Below are 15,009 nucleotides of genomic sequence, written 5' to 3'. Positions count from 1 at the left end.
TCCGGTGCCGTCCAACGGTGTGTCATGATCAGCGCACTGCACGTTTCGCATCCGACACGATCAGCACACGACAAAGGAGTCACCCGTATGACCGGCTGGAGAATCAGGGACTTTCACTCTGCTGACATGGACGCGATCCTCCACCTGTGGGAGGAATCCCGCAGCGCCGGCGTCGAACCGGTGTACGCGCTCGCTGAGGTCCTCGCCTCCTGCCAGAAGGATCATGCCGTCGTCGCCGTCCACGGTGAAACGGTGGTCGGCACCGCGGTGGCCCGCGCCGCGCACGACCAGGGCTGGATTGTCTTCTTCGCCATCGACGAGGGCTGGCGTAACCACGGGATCGGCAGTGCGCTGCTCGCCGCCATCGAGGGCAGGATGGCACCGCACGGCCTGACCAAGCTCTCCACCCTGGTGCCCGACGCCGAACACCGGGTGGCTGCCCTCCTCAACTCGGGATTCCAGGACCGGAAGCACCTGAGGTACTTCGAACGTGACATTCCCGTGCAACGCCAGGAAATGGGTCTGCTCAGCGAACTCGGCGGACGGTTGATGCCGCGCAACCTGTGGAACAACGTGGGCGGCATGCAACGCGAGAAGGAACTGCTCGAACGCCGTTTGGTCCTGCCGCTGGCCAACCCCGACCTGGCCGAGCAGTACGGGGTGGTGCCGCCGCGTGCGGTGATGCTGTTTGGCCCGCCCGGAACCGGCAAGACCACCTTCGCCAAGGCGATTGCGTCACGGTTGGAGTGGCCCTTCGTCGAGGTGTTCCCCTCGCGGCTCGCCGCTGACTCCAAGGGCCTCGCGGGTGCACTGCGGGAGACCTTCCTCGAGATCGCCGAACTCGAACACGCGGTGGTCTTCATTGACGAGGTCGAGGAGATCGCCGCCCAGCGCCAGGGGGAGCCGCCGTCGCCGTTGCAGGGTGTGACCAACGAACTGCTCAAGATCATTCCCGCGTTTAGGGAACGGCCCGGCCGGCTGCTGGTGTGCGCCACGAACTTCATCCGGGCGCTCGACACGGCGTTCCTCCGGCACGGGCGCTTCGACTACGTCATCCCTATCGGGCTGCCCGACGACGACGCCCGCCACGCCATCTGGCAGCGCTACATCCCGTCCGAGGTGGCAGCAGAGGTCGACATCGTCCAGTTGGTCAAGACGTCCGACGGATTCTCGCCGGCCGACATTGAATTCGCTGCCCGCAAGGCGTCCCAGCGGGCCCTGGAGCAGGCGGTCTTCGGCGCGGTCGACGGTGGCACGCCAGCCCCCGGCCCGTCCAGCGAGGACTACCTGTCGGCGATCGCCGAAACGCGGACCACCGTGTCGGCGTCCGTGGCGCAGGAGTTCCGCGAAGACATTGAACGGATCGCCAGGCTGTAGTGGGACCCGGGGTGCGCGACGTTATCGGGGTTTGCGGCCCAGATACACGGTGTTGGTCGAGTCCCTGCCCTGCAGCGGGTTATCAAAGCTGACGACGTCGGCGCGTACCTCGGTGAACACCTCGCCGAGGACGGCCAGGTACTCGGCGTCGGGCGGGTCATTGGACCAGAGCGCGAAAATCCCACCCGGGTGCAGGTGCCCGGCCAGCCGCCGCGTGCCGGCCGGATCGTAAAACGGTGAGTGGCTGGGGTGGAGGACGTGCCGGGGGGAATGGTCGACGTCGAGGATCACCGCGTGGAACAGCCTCGCCGGGGCCTCGGGATCGAATCCTTCCGCCGATGCCGCCAGCGCGAAAAAGTCGCCGTGGACGTAACGGCACCGCGGGTCCGCGGTCAGCGTCTTCCCGGCCGGTATCAGCCCGGTCTGGTGCCACTCGATAACCTCGCCGAGCGCCTCGACGATCAGGAGCGACCGTGCACGCGGGCTGTCGAGTACCGCCTGAGCTGTGTAGCCGAGACCCAGGCCACCGACGACGACGTCGAGCCCGTCCTCCGGCAGCTCAGCAAGAGCCAGCTCGGTGAGCTCAATCTCGGCGACGGTGAAGAGGCTCGACATGAGGAAGTCGTCGTCGAGCTTGACCTCGTAGACCTCCTTGTCGAAGGTGGGGTCCCAACGCCGTCGGAGGCTGATCTCACCCAGCCGGGTCTTGCGCCAGTCGAGTTCCTCGAACCGGGCGCTCACCGCCGCAACCCGGTTCGCCGGCAGGAGGATGAGCTGACATTGGTGTGTCGGGCAATGAGGATCATGCCTTTAGTCTGGCAGGTAATCGGCTCCACGGACGGTGGGGCGAACTGTGCGCTGCGCCAGCCCGCGGCCGATAAAGACAGCACTGAAGGTAATTAGCTTCCTAGTCGCGGACGCGGACGGCCGTCTCCCGCAGGTATAGGTCCACGCGGGTGTACGCATCGCGGGTCAGGGCCTTCCAGAGCTCGACGGCGAGCCGCGGGTCCTCGGATTCGAGCTGACTAATTACGTCGGCGGTGAGCACCATGACCTTGACCCCGCCCTCAGCCTTCACCGTGGTCTCCTGGCGGTCGTCGCTGCCGAGTGCGAGTTCGCCGAACGTCATGCCGGCGCTCAGGGTGGTCAGGCGCACCCGACCGCCGGTGGGACCGGGGACCGAGGTGGTGATTTTTCCGGACAGGATGAAGAACACGCCGCCGAACCGCTGGCCGACCCGGCGGATCACGTGCCCGTTGTCGTACTCGCGCTCTTCCATGCGAGCGGCGAGAGCCGCGGCGTCCTCGCTGGTCAGCGGGCTCAAAGCCGGGCAGTCGGTGACCTTGACCAGCGTTGGGAGGAAGAGGTTATCGCCGTAGGCGGCAATGAGTTGGTCCTCGCACCACTCGACCGCGGCGGTCCGCGTGTCGAAGGTGGGAACCTCACGGTCCACGTCCTCGAAGGTGTCGGCGAGGGCCCCGTCGCTGTCAATCAGCACCAGTTCCCTGCCTTCGCTGACCAGGTTCTCCCGCGCTTCGGCCAGCAGCCGCAGGGAGACGTCGGCGACTTCGTCGACCCGGCGGAGGTCGAGGATGATGAACTCTATGGTCTGGTCGAGGGAGCTCAGCTCACGGATCATCGACTCGGTGCCAGCGAAGAGCAGGTCGCCGTTGAGTTCGATCACGCGGGCGCGGTGACCGTTGTCCCGCAGGATGTCCATCGCCTCGTCGTTGCGGCGGATGCCCGACGGTGATGCCGAAATGTCGTAGGTGGACCGGATCGCGGACTTGCCGGTGCGGGCGGCCCTGACGAAGTGCAGTTCCATATCCCGGGACAGGCGCTGGCTCGTGGCCATGCCGCGGACACTGCTGCCGTGTTCGTCCAGGGGAGGGGAGTAGACAGCGAGTCCCACCTGACCGGGCAGGACGGCGATGGTGCCCCCGGCGACTCCGCTCTTGGCGGGCATCCCGACGGTGCTGATCCACGACCCGGCGTCGTCGTACATGCCGCAGGTGGTCATCACCGACAGAACCCGTTCGATCGGGCCGATCTCCATCACCTGACGGCCGGTGAGCGGGTTGCGGCCACTGTTGGCCAGGGTGGCGGCCATCACCGAGAGGTCGAGACAGTTCACCAGGACCGAGCACTGGCGGAAGTAGTCCTCGATCACCGGGGTGGGATCGTCCTCAATGATGTTGAACGAGCGCAGCAGGTGGGCCAGCGCGCGGTTGCGGTGCCCGTGCTTGAGTTCGGACTCGTAGATTTCGGTGTTGACGCTCAGCTGTCGCCCGGCGAACGCCGAATAGGTGTTGAGGATGCGCTTGAACCGTCCGTTGCCGCCCGACCCTTTGATCAGGGAGGTAGCAGTCAGGGCGCCAGCGTTGATCATGGCGTTGGAGGGCCGCCCGGTGCCCTCGGCGAGGGAAATTTCGTTGAACGAATCGCCGGAGGGTTCGACGTCGACCTTCTCATCAACAGCCTCCATCCCCAGGTCGGCGAGTGCCAGTCCGTAGGTGAAGGGCTTGGAGATGGACTGGATGCTGAACTCGTCCCGGGTGTCTCCCACCTCATAGATATAGCCGTCAACCGTGGTGAGGCAGATGCCGAAGTTGTTCGGATCGACATTGGCCATTGCGGGGATGGTGCTGTAGGGCTTGCCATCCTTCAGCTCGGCGATCTCCCGATGAATGCGCTTGAGGTAATTTTCAATAGGAGAGTCCATGGTCCAACACTAGCTGGAACCCAATGGCACTCAGCCGGTGCCGCCGGTACCTGGGGGCGACGGTCAGGAGCGGAGACAGGGCCAAGTACAGGGACAGGGACAGGGCCAGGATCGGGGGCGGGAACCGGATCGAGGGTAAGCGGATGAAGCTCAAGATCGAGCCCTTGGTAGTCACCGGCACGCCCCGTGACGAGCGGCATCATGAACTGGCGGGAAATCGCCGCCTGAATAAGCACGCCCAGGGGATAATAGGACCCGGTCGCATTCTTCGTCGTCGCAAGCTTCGCCAGGGTTATGGCACTGTCGGCGTCCAGAGGGAGCACTCGCCGATGCAGCAGCCCCCGCAGCAGATCTTGCAAGGCCCGATCCCGGATCGACCGCAGCCGGGGATCTGTGGCCGCATAAATAGCGGCTGTCACTTCCGCAATAGCGAGTGCGGTTGTTTGAGGTCGAGACGGAAACTGCTTCACAAACTCGACAACACCGTCATCCTCGGTCGAGCGAATGAGTGCGAGAAGAACGTCCGAGTCGAGAATGCTCACGATTCGGCCCTCCACTCGTGTGGAGCGGGTTGCGTGGAGGCCGCTCGGTTCAGCGTGGATTGACTGCTCTCGAACTGTTTCGGCTCGGGTTGTCTGAGCTCGGGTCGTTTGAGTTCCAGTCGCCGGAAGGGTGACCTCCGCTGTGGCAGTGCGGCATCGGGAACCGAGCCAATGTCCAGACGGATGTTCCAGAGCTTCGCGTACCACTCCGGCACCTGTAAGGCGGCCAGGGGGGTGAGTGCCTGCCGGGACTCGGCCGGTAGGCTGGCGAATCGGTTCACCAGCAGCCGCAGTTCCTGTTGCATTGACCGGCCGTTTTGCGCTGCTATCACTTTAATCTGGTCTACTACCGCGGGCTCTATTTGGCGAAGCGTGATGTTCGGCATGGGTGTCTCCTTTTCAAATCGTGCATGCAGTGCATGCGATGCATGCATTTCCCCATCCAAAAGTGCATGCATTGATTGCACTGCATGCACCAAATAAAAGGGATACCGTCCCCCGTCTATGTGGGTAAGCTCACTGCCTGTCACCTCAACCGTGAGAGGATACCTAGGGCCCGAACGCCGACGGCGCGAGCTACTAGCCTCCAACCCAGGGCCACCCCGACACCCGGGTGGGCGGCAAATACTTCAGGTTCTACGTTCTGTGGCTGACTTTCCCGCCGATGATCCTGTTTGCGCTGGGTCAGCCGATTGGGCTGATCCTGGCGTACGGTGTCCTCGGTTCACTGTTCATGCCGTTCCTCGCCGTCACCCTGCTCGGACTGCTGAATGGGAAGCGGATCCCCAAGAAGTACGCGAACAAGCTCCACACCAATATCGCTTTCGCCGTCGTCGCCTTGCTGTTCATTGTGCTCGGCATCAACCAGTTGGTCGGCGCCGTCGCGCCTCTCATCGGGAGCTGACCCCGGGGTTTAGCCGCTCCGGCTGCGCCAGAAACGGCCCTGCAACTCAGACCTGCCGGTTGCAATCGGCGAACGTGAGCCTCGGGGCCGTTTCTGGCTCCGGTCGCCGTTTCTGGCTGGGGACTGCAGTGCTGGGGGACCGGCCGCTAGGAAAACCGGAGGCTAGGAAAACCGGACGTCTGTGAAGCCGCACACGGTGATCTCCACTGAACTCACCGGCCCCACCGAGGTCACCGACTCCACTGACTCCGCCGAGCCCGCCGAGCCCGCCGAGCCCGCCGGCCCTGCCGAGCCCGCCGACCCTACCGAGCCCGCGAGCCCTACCGAGCCCGCCCGGGCGTCACCGGCAAGACCGCCCAGCTCCGCCCGGACCGCGGCGGCCACGTCGCGGACCAGCCGGGGTGCCGGGGCGCCCGTCAGCGCTGCAATCCGTGCCCTGATGACCAGCCCGGTATCGGCTGTGTCGACCGCGACCACCGTTTCGTTGGCACCGAGGGTGCTCGCGATACCGGCGAGCACGGCCGACCGCGCCGGATACAAGCCAGCGACTCCTTCCACCCCAGCAATGATCTCCTGGACGCGAAGGGCTAGTTGGTTCTTATTCATTCACCGCTCCCTTCGGGGCTGGGCTGAAATGCTCGTGGACATCGGTTACGGTCACGTCGATCGACGTGAGGTTGAGCTCGGAATGGGTGCTGATCATCGCCGCGATCCTCGATCGGAGGGATTCGATCATCGCCGGCAGCGGGTAGCCGAAGAAGGCTGTCACGTTCACTTCGATCATGACGTCGGCGCCAGGGGTGGTGATGTCGCCGTGCAGCCGGCATTTGCCGATGGTTGCGCCGTCGACGTCGTCACCAATTCGCCGGATGAGAGCCAGCAGGCTCCCCTCGGTTTCGAAGAAGGCGTCCTCGGGATATTCGCTGGACAGTGGAATGCTCCGGCCGGAACGCATTTCCAGCCGGAGATTGCCAAGGATCGATTGCAGCCACGGCTCGTCAGCCGATCCGGCCTGCTCGGTGTCAGCTGCCGCAAGCTGACCGCTGAGGCGCTGCAGGGAGCGAAGCCCCGCCAGCCCGGCCTGGCACTCGGGGCACCGCAGGTAGTGTTGCTCGGCCGCGGACTGTCCGGTCCGCAGGTATTCTTCAAGCTCGTCGAGGCTATGGCCACAACCGGGGTCAGGGAGCTCGTTATTCATCGCCAGTCCTCCATTTCCTTCATCAGGGTGGTGCGTGCTCGCGACAGTCGACCGCGAACGCTGTCGGTCGTGGTGTCCATCGTCTTGGCAATGTCCTCGTAGGATTGCCCGCCCATTTCCTTCAGCACCCAACATTGCCGTTGCTCCAGTGGAAGCCTTTTCAGGGCTTCCACCAGGGAACGCATCTGGGTGTCCTGCTCGACTGCCCGCTCGGGACCGGGCCCGTGGTCAAACGGTTCGACGTCGTCGAGGTTGACGGTGTTCTTGCGCTTCCGGATCAGATCGATGCTTTTGCGGCCGCAGATCCGCATCAGCCACGGCTTCACGGCCGAACCGTCCTGCAGTTTGCCGAGCTGGTTCCAGGCCTGGAGGAGGGTTTCCTGCACCGCGTCGTCGGCGTCAGCCGTCGACCCGGTAAGGCGGCGCGCATACCCGCGCATTAGTGGCCCATAGCGTCGGGCGAGCGATTCGAAAGAGGACACGTCGCCGTCGGAGGCCCGCTCCACCAGGAACGAATCCGCCGCATCGTCGAGGTTGAGACGTGGACGGTCAGGGACCGTCAATCGACTCTCCGGGTGCGGGTGAACCGGGTCCTGGCGCCGGTCTGCACACTGACCAGAACGGGGATCCGTTCGCCGAGCAGCGTGTCCAATCCGGCGATGGCTTCGTTGGCTGCTGCGACCACGGCGCCCGGGGAGGCGCCACGGCGTGGCTGAACCCTGACCCGCAGGCCGGTTTGGCGACGCACCCGCCAGGAGGACACCGCAACGGCGAGGATCTGGCCGTTTTCTTCCAGGGCGGTCCGCAGCGCGTCGGCCACCAGCGAGGTTTCTACGGTGGTGTTGCCCATTGCGGATCCTTGCCGTCCCACGGTGCTGGTCCGCCCGCCGCCCTGGGAAGCGATCCACCCGATGAGCAGGGCAACGCACACCACGACCAGCGCCAGCGCGGCGATGGTCCACCAACTGGTGTCGGCGGTCAGGGGTGCGGACGCCAACAGGGCGGGGAGCCCGTTGACCGCCGTGGCGCCGGTCGAGGTCCAGGCCTCGGCAACGTCCGGCACGAGGCCCGCCGCGGCGGTCAGCGCGCCGACGGCCACCAGTATCAGTCCAAGGACAGCGAGCAGCGTGCGGTTCAACCAGCGGTGTGTGGAACTCATATGCCCAACGCTCCTTCGTGCCTGATGTTGATCCTAACCGTCGGCTCCGGACGAAGCCCGTATCCCGACAGCTCATCCTCGACGGCCGACCGGATGGTCGATTCATCGAGGGGCGACCCGCTGGTCGGTCGGACGTCCACCGTGATGCGTCGCCGGTCGACGCGGGTGGACACCTGATCCGGGTCCAGTCCGGCCTCTTGCCGGGTACGCCGCGACACTGCGGCAGCGATCACCTCCGAGTCGACGACAACAGCCGTCCGGTCCTGGTCGACCACGTGCAACGCCTTGGTCCCTGGTGTCACGGCGACCAGCAGAAGCACCAACCCGATGAGAGCCAAACCGATGCCGGCTGCTGCCAGGCCCCAGGGGAGCGTCGACTCCGGCAGGTCCGCCGCCCACTGAAGCATCGACGGAGGATTCGCGACCAGCGGAGGCTGATCCAGCAGGGACAACACAGCCTCGGTTCCCAGCCAGGCCAAGCCCAGGAGGCCAACGACGGCGGCTGTCACCGATGCTCCAGCACGGGAGGAATGGGTCTCACGGCGCAGGAGCCGCCGGGTGTGCAGCAGTTCGCTCATGCCAGTTTCCGTTCCGCTGGTGGGTGGATGCCGGTGAGTCGGATGTCGATCCGGCCCACCTCCGACCCGGTCACCCGAGAGGCTGCTGCCCGGATCCTCGAGCGGGCGTTCTCGGCCCGTTCGAACAGTGTCCCTCCGCCCTGCTCTACCGCCTGCGGGTTCCGCGCAGCCTGGAGGAGGGTGGGCGCGGGGAGTGGCACCGACACGGCCATCCCGAGGGCGCCGCCGTCGTCGGCCAGGCTGACCCGCACGTCCCGGCGCGGGACACCAAAGACCTCAGCGACGACGGCTTCGGTGGTGTGGGTCAGCGCCGCCTTCGTGACGCGGGTGTGCCCGTTACGTCCGGTCCCGTTAAGCCCGGCCGGGGTGGCCCGGGCAGGGTTTGCCTTGGCCGGGGTCGCCGCGGTCATGAGGAGGAGCGCCTGCCCCGCAGGGCATCGAGCACCGAGCCAAGGTCAAGCTTCCCCTCCGCGGTGCGGCCGAGGAAGGCGCCGATTGCCATGAACAGTGCCACCAGGACGAAACCCCAGAAGCCGAAGATCAGTGCAGTCAACGCGAGGGTGGCGCCGACGGCGATGCCGGTGGTGGTCGGGCTCATGAGACGCGCGATTCTGCTGGTGCGGTCTGGGCGTCGTCGTCGTCATCGATGTCATCGCCGGGGACGTGGATATCGGTGACTGTCACGTTTACCTCGGTGACCTCCATGCCCACGATGTCCTCAACGGCCGAGTAGATGGCGTCGCGAACCTGGCCGGCGACCTCCTTGAGCGGGTGCGGATACTCGACGACCAGGGTGATGTCGACGGCAACCTGGGTCTGGCCGACCTCGACGGAAATACCCTGGGTGTGGTCCTTCTGGCCCATCGCGTCACGGATGGAACCGAGAGCGCGGGCTGCCCCGCCACCCACGGCGTAAACGCCCGGAATGTCGTGAACGGCGATGCCAGCGATTTTCGCTACAACGTTGTCGGCGATGGCAGTGGTGCCGCGGCCATCGTCATTCGGGTTCTTCCCGACGACGGTCGCGGTGGTCGGCTTGGAAGCCTGGGTCTTGTCCTGGGGCTGAGTAGTCATGAGGTGGCTCCTTGATCGATATCAGTCAATGTTCCGGTCAAACGGGTGCCCTCACGTCAAGTGCACCTGTCCCTAAGACGGAGCCGCCAGAAAGAAGCTCACGGTGCTGATAAAGTGAGCCAGGTCACATCAATATTGAAGGCCAATCGTGACCGCTGCGTGACGGTTCCTTAATGTTGATGTGCGTAGGGTGTAAAAGAGGCCAATTCACCGTGCCTCGGACTTTTCCGGAATTTTGCCTGCAGGCTGACACGTAACCAATGTGAAGAGGGTATTGATTTGTTGGATTTCTTTGGAGACCGGCTGCCTCAAATCCTGTTCGCCAGCTGGCAGCACTTTTCCCTGGTTGTCCAGTGCCTGATTCTCGGGACCGTGATCGCGGTGGGCATCGCGGCGCTGGTTTACCGCAGCAGCACCTTCAGGTCGATTGCGAACAGCGTCTCAGCGGTAGGTCTGACCATCCCGTCATTCGCCTTCATCGGGCTGATGATCGCGCCCTTCGGTTTCGGGGTGACTCCCGCCGTCATCGTAGTGTCCTTCTTCGCCGCGCTCCCGATCCTCCGGAACGCCGTGGTGGGGTTGACCGGGATTGACAACTCGATCGTCGAATCGGCCCGGGGGATCGGCATGAGCCGGTTCCGCACCCTGCTGCAGGTGGAACTACCACTGGCCTGGCCGGTAATCCTGGCCGGCATCCGGGTGTCTGCCCAGATGGTGATGGGCATCGCCGCGATTACCGCCTACGCGCTCGGCCCCGGCCTCGGCGGCTTTATTTTCTCCGGGCTCTCCCGGTTGGGCGGCGCCAACGCGCTGGAATCAGTTGCCACCGGCGTCATCGCCGTCATCATTCTTGCCCTTGTGCTCGACGTCCTGCTCATCGGCCTCGGCCGACTAACCACCCCGCGAGGTATCCGTGTCTGAGACCCTTTCCACAGCAACCGACAACACCGGGAAGTCCGGACCTTCCGGTATTACCGGGGCCAGCATCCTGTTGGACAAGGTCACCAAGCATTATCCGGGCCAGGATGCCCCGGCCGTCGACGGTCTCACCCTGGAAATCCCGGCAGGCAAGATCGTCATGCTGGTGGGCCCGTCCGGCTGCGGCAAGACCACGACACTCAAGATGATCAACCGGCTCATCGAGCCCACCGAAGGACGGATCGTCCTCGACGACGACGACGTCACCGACATTAACGGGGACAACCTCCGGCGCCGGATCGGCTACGTCATTCAGGCCGGTGGACTGTTCCCGCACATGAGTGTCGCCACGAACATCGGTATTGTGCCGAAAATGCTCGGCTGGAGCAAAGAGAAGATCGCCGCGCGGGTCGATGAACTGCTGGAACTGGTCTCCCTGGATCCCGCCCAGTATCGGGACCGCTTTCCCAAGGAGCTTTCCGGCGGGCAGCAGCAGCGCGTCGGCGTAGCACGTGCACTGGCCGCAGACCCACCCGTGCTGCTGATGGATGAGCCGTTCGGCGCCGTGGACCCGATCACCCGGCAGCGGCTGCAGGATGAGCTCCTGAATATTCAGGCGGAGCTGCAGAAAACCATCGTCTGCGTCACCCACGACTTCGACGAAGCGGTGAAGCTCGGCGACTGGATTGCCATCTTCACCGACGGCGCGCAGCTGGTGCAGTACGACACTCCTGAACGGATTCTCGCGAACCCCGCCAACGAATTCGTCGAAAACTTCATTGGGTCAGGTGCCGGGCTGAAGCAGCTCACGCTGACCCGCGTCAATGAGGTGGACCTTGCCGAGGCGGTTGTCGCCACTAGTGGCGACCTCGCCAGCGACGTACTCTCACGGCTCGACCAGGCACAGCACGACCACGCCGTCATCGTCGACGAGAAAAACCGCCCAATCCAGTGGCTCACCCGCCGCCAGCTCACCCGGATCGACCGGGTCAGCGACGACCGGGACGCCAAACTCCCCGTCGTCGGCGACCGGGCGACGCTCAACGATGCGCTGGACACCATGCTGGTCTCCAGCGCTGGCGCCGCGCTGGTGACCGGGAAACGCGACACCTTCCTCGGTGTGATCGACGTCGAAACGATCATGGACGCGATCGGTCGCGCCCATGCCCATGCCCGCTCAGCACATTCCTCCGGGCGCCCGGTAGGCGTCAACACCGGGACGCTGCAGGCAGTTGAGGGCCAGGATGTCGCCGTCGACGACGGCGAGCCGTCCCGTCCGGCTACGGGATCCGGCCAGTGAGCGCTGCCGCACCAGCCCAGAATCCTCTGGCCGTTGCCGCCGAAGCGGATATCGCCGGGCCCTCCTGGCGTCCGCTGGTCTATCAGCTCGCCGGCATCCTGGCGGCGCTTGCCGCGCTGATCATCTGGGCTCTGACCGCTGACCTGTCGGAGACCGAACTCAACACCCTCAACCCAGACTCGCTGCTCGGCTACACGCTTGAACACCTTGCCCTGACGGCTGTGTCAGCGGTTATCGTGCTGGTAATTGCCATCCCGCTCGGTATCCTGTTGACCCGCGGGCCGTTCCGGCGGCTCACCGGTCCGGTGCTCGCCGTCGTCAATATTGGGCAGGCGGCCCCGGCCATCGGGTTGATTGTGCTCCTTGCCTCGTGGCAGGGATTCGGCTTCGACGCCGCCATCATCGCGCTGGTCCTCTACGCTCTGCTGCCCGTTCTCCGGAACACGATGGTTGGCCTCAACCAGGTTGATGAGCGTCTCGTCGAGGCCGGCCGGGGCATGGGGATGAGCGCCGCAGCCGTATTGTTCAAAGTGGAGCTTCCGCTGGCGGTCCCCGTCATGCTCGCAGGTATCCGCACCGCACTGGTGCTCCTCGTGGGCACCGCCGCACTCGCGGCATTCATCAACGGCGGTGGGCTGGGGATTCTCATCATCACCGGAGTGAACCTCAACCTGGTCAGCGTCCTCGTTGTGGGCTCGGTCCTGGTGGCACTCCTGGCCCTTCTGGTCGACTGGATTGGGCGCGTTGTCGAACATGTCGCCCGCCCGAAAGGACTCTGATGCTTCCCAGCACCACACCACCCGACCGCGCCCTGCCCCGGCGGGTGCTGCGGCGTGCCGCCGGTGCCGCGGCCGTCCTGTCCGCGGGGCTGCTGGCCACCGGTTGCGGTCTGCAACCAGCCACCTCCTACGTCCCTGCTGCGGGTCCTGGCAGCATTGCGGAAATTGTCGACGGCGAACCCCTGACCGTCACCTCCAAGAACTTCACCGAACAGCTGATCCTCGGCAAGATTGCCGTCCTCGCCGGCCAGGCGGCAGGATTCGATGTCACCGACCTCACCAACGTTCCCGGCAGCCAGCCCGTGCGTGAGTTGGTGCTCGCCGGTCAGGCCGACATGGTCTGGGAGTACACGGGAACCGCGTGGCTCACCTACCTTGGCATGAGCGAAGGGTTCCCCAACCAGGAGGAGCAGTTCGCCGCAGTCTACGAGGCTGATCTGGAGAACGGGTTGACCTGGGGGGACACCGCGCCCCTGAACAACACCTACGCGATCGCGGTGCGCAGCGAGGCCGTCGAGGAGCTCGGCGGCATCAGCACCATCTCCGAAATCGCCGAACTGCCGGTGGAGGAAAGGACTTTCTGCGTCGAGGCGGAGTTCAACTCACGCCCGGATGGCATGAACCCCATGCTCGCCCACTACGGGATGGAGCGGGGTCAAGCAGACGGCGTCCCCGATGACAACATCAGCATTTTCGATACGGGAGCGGTCTACACCGCTACCGATAACGGCGATTGCAACTTCGGTGAAGTATTTGCCACCGATGGGCGGATCGACGCGCTCGATCTCACGGTCCTTGAGGACGATCTCGGCTTCTTCCCCGCCTACAATGCGGCACCGGTGTTCTACACGGAGACCCTTGAGGCGCACCCTCAACTTGAGGACGTCTTCGGTGCAATTGCCCCGACCCTGACCGACGAGGCGCTGCGGGCCATGAACCTGCGGGTCGACGTCGAGGGCGAAGAACCCGCGGACGTCGCCTTCGACTTCATGGTGGAGCAGGGCTTCATCTCCGAGCCGGAGGGGCCGCTCGGCTCCGACAGCTAGGGCCCGCTAGGGCTCGCTCGCTGTGAGGGCGGTGATCATCCGTTCCAGGCGGGCGATCCCAGAAAACCGGCCAGCGTTGTCGGTGACAAGGATTGGTTCGAACCGGTGGGCAGGTTCGCGGGTGACCGACCGGTCGAGGGCCGCAGCCAGGGGAGTGTCAAGATTCGCCCGCAGTCCTTGACTGACAACTCCCAGCGCTGCGGCATCGGGCGTGAGCAGCGAAACTGGCCGCAGATCAGCATCAATCAGCACCGCCGCAGCCAGCCCGGGATCGGCGGTGAAAACCTCGATTGCCTGGGCCATGCTCAGCACGGCGGGGGCGGGCTCAACGACGTCGCGCAGCACCGTCTTCGTATCCGCCACCTGCCGGGCGGCGAGACGATGCGCCAGCTCGAAGTCGAGTCCGGCCCACGGTGGTCCCGGCCGGGCCAGCAAATAGCCCTGCACCAGGGGGACGCCGAGACTGACCAGGGTATCCAGTTCTTCTGAACGTTCCACGCCCTCCGCAAGAATCCAGGCGTCCACCCGGCTGGCGAAAATCCCCAGCATCTCGATCAGGGCCCGTTTTGCCTCGTCACGGTCAACGTCCTGGATCAGCTCCCGGTCAATTTTGATCATTGCGGGGCGCAACTGCAGCAGATGCCGCAGGCCGGCATAGCCAGCGCCGGCGTCGTCGACGGCGATTTGGGCGCCCGCGGCACGCAACTGGTGCAGATCGGGCTCAAGCTCGAGGTAGGACTCGATGGGAGTCTGCTCGGTCAACTCGACAATCAGCCCGCCCAGGTTCCCCTCCTCCCGCCACACGCTGCGGATGCTCTCGGAGGTGAGCAGCTCTGGGGAAACATTGAGGGTGAGGAAACAGTTCGCTGGCAGACTGTGACGGGCCTGGAGCGCAACCCGGAGCGCGGCCGATTCGAGGTCGGCGGCCCGGCCGTGTCGCCGTGCGGCCGCGAACCAGACCTCGGGATTCTTCTCGCCGAAGCCCGGGAAACGTGCCAGGGCTTCGTAGCCAACAACGATGCCGCGGGCGGTGTCGATGATGGGTTGGTACGCCGCGGCCAGTCCCTCGCCCCGGCAGGCACGCGCCAGCAGCGCCTCCCAATCCGGCGCGTCACTGCTGCCGGCCTGGGAGGGGCTAGCTGCGGGCATCAACTAACCGGCTGGATGGCACCGCGGACAGACTGAACCAGGCTGTCTGGCACCGTGGTCAGACCGTGCACTGCAGCCGCGTGGGCGCCAACCTGGGCCAGGATCTCGTCGTCGGTGCTGCACACCCATTTGGCCTCGCAACCGGGGACCACATCACCACATGCAAACGATTTCATCGAATCTCCTTGTGCTCCGCCTTCGTTGGCGGGGAATTACCTTGCTGGACGTGTTGGCTTCAAGTGTTATTCGCCCCGGCGGTCCAG

Annotated in this window: 19 protein-coding genes and 1 pseudogene; 6 read left to right on the top strand and 14 right to left on the bottom strand. The window is 65.0% G+C overall.

Annotated elements, in window-relative coordinates; genetic code table 11:
* The first annotated feature begins 87 nt into the window (after positions 1-87).
* Positions 88-1,377: an ATP-binding protein gene (locus ACX80T_RS11280; protein WP_024476276.1), complete on the top strand. Its 1,290-nt coding sequence runs from the start codon at positions 88-90 to the stop codon at positions 1,375-1,377.
* Positions 1,378-1,398: 21 nt separating this feature from the next.
* On the opposite strand, the gene ACX80T_RS11275 is transcribed toward ACX80T_RS11280, so the two are convergent.
* The 4 genes from ACX80T_RS11275 to ACX80T_RS11260 form a co-directional block, all read right to left on the bottom strand.
* Entirely contained in the window at positions 1,399-2,118 is a 720-nt protein-coding gene (locus tag ACX80T_RS11275; protein WP_024476275.1) for a polyamine aminopropyltransferase, read from the bottom strand.
* A gap of 166 nt (positions 2,119-2,284) precedes the next feature.
* Positions 2,285-4,099: a glutaminase A gene (glsA, locus tag ACX80T_RS11270; protein ID WP_459304446.1), complete on the bottom strand. Its 1,815-nt coding sequence runs from the start codon at positions 4,097-4,099 to the stop codon at positions 2,285-2,287.
* Positions 4,042-4,641, bottom strand: a complete 600-nt coding sequence (locus ACX80T_RS11265; RefSeq protein WP_459304445.1) for a PIN domain-containing protein — start codon at positions 4,639-4,641, stop codon at positions 4,042-4,044. Before ACX80T_RS11265 ends, glsA begins: the two co-directional genes overlap by 58 nt.
* Entirely contained in the window at positions 4,638-5,027 is a 390-nt protein-coding gene (locus tag ACX80T_RS11260; protein WP_024476272.1) for a FitA-like ribbon-helix-helix domain-containing protein, read from the bottom strand. Before ACX80T_RS11260 ends, ACX80T_RS11265 begins: the two co-directional genes overlap by 4 nt.
* A gap of 209 nt (positions 5,028-5,236) precedes the next feature.
* Between ACX80T_RS11260 and ACX80T_RS11255 the strand changes: the two are divergent.
* Positions 5,237-5,545, top strand: a pseudogene (locus ACX80T_RS11255) (Nramp family divalent metal transporter); the annotation flags it as partial.
* A 162-nt stretch (positions 5,546-5,707) separates the two neighbouring features.
* On the opposite strand, the gene ACX80T_RS11250 reads toward ACX80T_RS11255, so the two are convergent.
* From ACX80T_RS11250 to ACX80T_RS11215, 8 genes are read right to left on the bottom strand one after another with little or no spacing between them, the layout of a single operon-like run.
* A complete protein-coding gene (locus ACX80T_RS11250; protein ID WP_459304444.1) occupies positions 5,708-6,151 on the bottom strand; it encodes a hypothetical protein in 444 nt (147 codons plus the stop codon).
* Complete coding sequence (locus ACX80T_RS11245; protein WP_024476643.1) at positions 6,144-6,743, bottom strand: Asp23/Gls24 family envelope stress response protein; 600 nt, start codon at positions 6,741-6,743, stop codon at positions 6,144-6,146. The genes ACX80T_RS11250 and ACX80T_RS11245 overlap by 8 nt, the downstream gene beginning before the upstream one ends.
* Positions 6,740-7,306, bottom strand: coding sequence for an RNA polymerase sigma factor (locus ACX80T_RS11240; protein WP_019481947.1), 567 nt, complete (start codon positions 7,304-7,306; stop codon positions 6,740-6,742). Before ACX80T_RS11240 ends, ACX80T_RS11245 begins: the two co-directional genes overlap by 4 nt.
* Positions 7,303-7,902, bottom strand: coding sequence for a hypothetical protein (locus tag ACX80T_RS11235; protein WP_243400522.1), 600 nt, complete (start codon positions 7,900-7,902; stop codon positions 7,303-7,305). Before ACX80T_RS11235 ends, ACX80T_RS11240 begins: the two co-directional genes overlap by 4 nt.
* Positions 7,899-8,480 carry a DUF6286 domain-containing protein gene (locus ACX80T_RS11230; RefSeq protein WP_024476641.1) on the bottom strand — a complete coding sequence of 194 codons (582 nt, stop codon included), beginning with the start codon at positions 8,478-8,480 and terminating at the stop codon, positions 7,899-7,901. The genes ACX80T_RS11235 and ACX80T_RS11230 overlap by 4 nt, the downstream gene beginning before the upstream one ends.
* Positions 8,477-8,890 carry a hypothetical protein gene (locus tag ACX80T_RS11225; RefSeq protein WP_243400523.1) on the bottom strand — a complete coding sequence of 138 codons (414 nt, stop codon included), beginning with the start codon at positions 8,888-8,890 and terminating at the stop codon, positions 8,477-8,479. The genes ACX80T_RS11230 and ACX80T_RS11225 overlap by 4 nt, the downstream gene beginning before the upstream one ends.
* The gene (locus tag ACX80T_RS11220; RefSeq protein WP_019481951.1) at positions 8,887-9,078 is read right to left on the bottom strand and encodes a DUF2273 domain-containing protein; all 192 of its coding nucleotides are present in this window, start codon (positions 9,076-9,078) and stop codon (positions 8,887-8,889) included. Before ACX80T_RS11220 ends, ACX80T_RS11225 begins: the two co-directional genes overlap by 4 nt.
* Positions 9,075-9,554, bottom strand: coding sequence for an Asp23/Gls24 family envelope stress response protein (locus ACX80T_RS11215; RefSeq protein WP_116778236.1), 480 nt, complete (start codon positions 9,552-9,554; stop codon positions 9,075-9,077). Before ACX80T_RS11215 ends, ACX80T_RS11220 begins: the two co-directional genes overlap by 4 nt.
* A gap of 279 nt (positions 9,555-9,833) precedes the next feature.
* Here ACX80T_RS11215 and ACX80T_RS11210 point away from each other — a divergent pair, with 279 nt between their 5' ends.
* Genes ACX80T_RS11210 through ACX80T_RS11195 form a run of 4 tightly spaced genes read left to right on the top strand, consistent with a single transcriptional unit; the run spans position 9,834 to position 13,597 of the window.
* Complete coding sequence (locus ACX80T_RS11210) at positions 9,834-10,475, top strand: ABC transporter permease (protein WP_019481953.1); 642 nt, start codon at positions 9,834-9,836, stop codon at positions 10,473-10,475.
* Positions 10,468-11,772, top strand: a complete 1,305-nt coding sequence (locus ACX80T_RS11205; protein ID WP_459304443.1) for an ABC transporter ATP-binding protein — start codon at positions 10,468-10,470, stop codon at positions 11,770-11,772. The genes ACX80T_RS11210 and ACX80T_RS11205 overlap by 8 nt, the downstream gene beginning before the upstream one ends.
* A complete protein-coding gene (locus tag ACX80T_RS11200) occupies positions 11,769-12,551 on the top strand; it encodes an ABC transporter permease (RefSeq protein ID WP_019481955.1) in 783 nt (260 codons plus the stop codon). The genes ACX80T_RS11205 and ACX80T_RS11200 overlap by 4 nt, the downstream gene beginning before the upstream one ends.
* Positions 12,551-13,597 (top strand): glycine betaine ABC transporter substrate-binding protein, encoded by a 1,047-nt coding sequence (locus ACX80T_RS11195; RefSeq protein WP_116778237.1) that lies wholly within the window; start codon positions 12,551-12,553, stop codon positions 13,595-13,597. Before ACX80T_RS11200 ends, ACX80T_RS11195 begins: the two co-directional genes overlap by 1 nt.
* A 6-nt stretch (positions 13,598-13,603) precedes the next feature.
* Here the strand turns inward: ACX80T_RS11195 and ACX80T_RS11190 are convergent, their stop codons facing one another.
* Positions 13,604-14,746 (bottom strand): EAL domain-containing protein, encoded by a 1,143-nt coding sequence (locus ACX80T_RS11190; protein ID WP_024476636.1) that lies wholly within the window; start codon positions 14,744-14,746, stop codon positions 13,604-13,606.
* Complete coding sequence (locus tag ACX80T_RS11185) at positions 14,746-14,922, bottom strand: DUF1059 domain-containing protein (RefSeq protein WP_019481958.1); 177 nt, start codon at positions 14,920-14,922, stop codon at positions 14,746-14,748. Before ACX80T_RS11185 ends, ACX80T_RS11190 begins: the two co-directional genes overlap by 1 nt.
* Between the last annotated feature and the right edge of the window lie 87 nt (positions 14,923-15,009).

The sequence above is a fragment of the Arthrobacter sp. Sr33 genome, from assembly GCF_054511195.1.
This window is presented reverse-complemented; position numbering and strand designations above follow the sequence as displayed.